Here is a 2,974-nt window from a genome sequence, read left to right on the forward strand (position 1 = left end):
CGCCGAGGCCGGGCTCGTCCCAGCGCGAGACGAGGTTGGCGAGGTCGGCGCGGCGGTTGAGGAAGGTGTGCAGCCGGCGGGCGAAGCGCGGCAGGCGCGCCAGTGTCTCCGGCTCGATCGTCTCCACCGCGAACAGCGGCGTCAGCCCGACCATGGAGCGCAGCTTGAGGTCGTGCATCCGCCCGTCCGGCAGGTTGAGCACGTCGTAGAAGAACTTGTCCTGATCGTTCCACAGCCCCACGCCGCGGTCGCCGATATCGGTCAGCGCCCGGGCGATGTACAGGAAATGCTCGAAGAACTTGCTGGCGATGTCCTCATACGCCGGCTCCTCCAGCGCCAGCTCCAGCGCGATGCCCATCATGTTGAGCGCGAAGGATGCCATCCACGCGGTGCCGTCGGTCTGATCCAGATACCCGCCCATCGGCAGCGGCTTGGACCGGTCGAACACGCCGATATTGTCGAGGCCGAGGAACCCGCCCTGGAACACGTTGCGCCCCTGCGCGTCGCGCCGGTTCACCCACCACGCGAAGTTCAGCAGCAGCTTGTGAAAGATCGCCTCGAGGAAGCCGCGGTCGCCGCGCCCGCCGTTCGCGTCGCGGTCGATCTCATAGACCCGCCGCGCCGCCCACGCATGCACCGGCGGGTTGGCGTCGCCGAACGCCCATTCATAGGCCGGGATCTGCCCGTTCGGGTGCATGTAGCTCTCGCCCAGCAGCACCATCAGCTGATCCTTGGCGAAAGCCGGATCGATCAGCGCGAACGGCAGGCAGTGAAACGCGAGGTCCCAGGCGGCGAACCACGGATACTCCCATTTGTCGGGCATGGAGATCACGTCGTCGGCCGCCAGATGCCGCCAGTCGGCGTTGCGGCCGGACCGGCGCTGCTCGGGCGGCGGCGGCATCGTCGGATCGCCGCGCAGCCAGCGATAGACGTCCATCCCGTAGTACTGCTTGTTCCAGATCATCCCGGCCAGCGCCTGCCGCTGCACCGACCGCGCGTCGGGATCGGCGATGCCGGCCTGCAGCACCGCATAGAACCGGTCAGCCTCCGCCCGCCGCGTGTCCACCTGCTCGTCGAACGCGCTGAACGGCGGGATCAGCGACTGGTCGCGCACCAGCCGCGCCCGCACGATCCACTGCTCGCCCGGCGCCAGCATCCGCGTATGCCACGCCGCGACCTTGGTGCCCGGACCGTGGGCACTGGTGGTATCGCGCCTGCCGCCCACTACGCGCTGCTGCACGCCGTCCTTGAACAGGCCCGGGCGCGGCGCGCCGGCCAGCGCCGGGTTGGTCTCGTTCTCGCAGAACAGCAGCTCCGCCCCCGGCTCCACGTCGAACGTGTAGCGGCCCAGCACGCGATGCTCGGCGCGCACCGTGGTCGGCCCGGTCGCCGCCATCGACGGCTTCGGATGGTCGGGGCGCCATGACCAGTGATTGGCGAACCACAGCTGCGGCAGCAGATGCAGCACCGCCGTCTCCGGCCCGCGATTGGTCGCGGTCACGCGCATCAGGATGTCGGCCTCGTCGGCCTTGGCGTATTCGATGACGACGTCGAAATACCGGTCCCCGTCCAGGATGCCGGTGTCCAGCAGCTCGTATTCCGCATCGTCGCGCCCGCGCCGCGCCGATTCCTCGACCAGCGCCGCATAGGGGAACGCGCGCTGCGGGTATTTGTAGAGCATCCGCAAATAGGTGTGCGACGGCACGGCATCGACGTACCAGTACAGCTCCTTGACGTCCTCGCCGTGGTTGCCCTGCTTGCCGGTCAGGCCGAACAGCCGCTCCTTCAGGATCGGGTCGGCGCCGTTCCACAGCCCGAGCGCGAGGCACAGGCGCTGCGTCTCGTCGCAGATGCCGCCGATCCCGTCCTCGCCCCAGCGATAGGCGCGGGCGGCGGCGTCGGCGTGCGTGAGATACGTCCAGGCCTCGCCGTCGGCGCTGTAATCCTCGCGCACCGTGCCCCATTGCCGGTCGCTCAGATACGGTCCCCATTGCCGCCAGTCGCGCAGGCCATGCGCCTGCTCGGCGAGACGCCGGCGCTCCGGATCGGGCCGCGCGCGCCGGCCCCCGGCGGGGAGGATCGGCACCGTCTCAGCCGCCGCGCGCCGCGCTCCGGTCGGCGGTCGGGGGCAGGGGAGGCGACGTGTGGCCGGTGGCGCGCTCGGCGGGCATCGTCAGGTCTCCAGGTACGGCAGCGGGCAGGGGCGGGTGGCGGCGCGGCAGGCGCGTGCTCGCGCAATGGTTGCAAACCTTACGCCGCCGCACACGCCGCCGCCAGTACCGTCACGCAAGCCCCATGCCGCTTCCCGCGCGCGGTCAGCCCGCGCGCTTGACCGTCAGCGGCCCCGGCGCCTGACACGTCGGCATCAGCTCCATCCGGTTGACGTTCATGTGCTTCGGCAGATGCACGACCCACGACACGGCCTCGGCGATGTCGTCCGGGTTCAGCGGCACGGTGCCGGCATAGACCGCCGCCGCCTTGGCGTCGTCGCCGAAGCGGATGTTGCTGAACTCCGACCCGCCGACCAGACCCGGCTCGATGCTGGTCACGCGGACATTGGTGCCGACCAGGTCCGTCTTCAGGTTAAGTGTGAACTGCTTCACGAAAGCCTTTGTCGCGCCATACACATGGCCGCCCGGATACGGATACGTGCCGGCCGTGCTGCCGAGGTTGACGACATGCCCCCGGTCGCGCGCCACCATGCCCGGCAGCAGCGCGCGGGTGACGTGGACCAGCCCGGTGACGTTGGTCGCGATCATCGTGTCCCAGTCGGACAGCTTCGCCGCCTGCGCCGGATCGAGGCCGAGGGCGAGGCCGGCGTTGTTCACCAGCACGTCGACCTCCCGCCACCCGTCGGGCAGGCCGTCGGGCAGGGCGGCGGTCGCCGCGGCGTCGGTCACGTCGAGCGCGACCGGCAGCACGGCGTCGCCCAGCTCGTCGGCCAGCGCCTGCAGCCGCTCGGCGCGGCGGGCGG

2 protein-coding genes are annotated in these 2,974 nt (G+C 70.4%); both read right to left on the bottom strand.

The window, feature by feature from the left end; genetic code table 11:
- The coding region (locus B8460_RS11355) for an MGH1-like glycoside hydrolase domain-containing protein (protein WP_052945222.1) at positions 1-2,086 on the bottom strand (2,086 nt) is incomplete at its 3' end.
- A 229-nt stretch (positions 2,087-2,315) separates the two neighbouring features.
- Positions 2,316-2,974 (bottom strand): SDR family NAD(P)-dependent oxidoreductase (locus B8460_RS11360; RefSeq protein WP_048861712.1); only part of this gene is annotated, 659 nt, incomplete at its 5' end.

Origin of the sequence: Acidisphaera rubrifaciens HS-AP3 (assembly GCF_000964365.1) — a bacterium.
Classification (GTDB): Bacteria; Pseudomonadota; Alphaproteobacteria; order Acetobacterales; family Acetobacteraceae; genus Acidisphaera; species Acidisphaera rubrifaciens.